At 56.7% G+C, this 261-nt stretch carries 1 pseudogene; it reads left to right on the plus strand.

Annotation, left to right across the window (positions count from 1 at the left end):
• Positions 1-5: 5 nt before the first annotated feature.
• Positions 6-261: pseudogene (locus MWC30_RS22250) on the plus strand (heparinase); the annotation flags it as partial.

Genomic DNA, 261 nt, shown 5'->3' on the forward strand with positions numbered 1-261 from the left:
GACCCATGACGGGGCCTTGGCGTTTTTGTTTTTTGAACGAAGAAAAGACCCTCAGGGCGTCCACGGATTGGAATCACCCCGGATGGGACAGGCTCTGGCTCTATAACCTCCATTACTTCGACGATCTTAACGGGCGGGACACGGGGGAGCGCAAAGGGTGGCACGAAGACTATATTCGCCGTTGGATCGAAGAAAACCCGCCGGCTGAGGGAAACGGCTGGGAGCCATACCCGACGTCGCTTCGCATCGTGAACTGGATCA

This window comes from Desulforhabdus sp. TSK (genome assembly GCF_022836495.1).
Lineage (GTDB): Bacteria > Desulfobacterota > Syntrophobacteria > Syntrophobacterales > Syntrophobacteraceae > Desulforhabdus.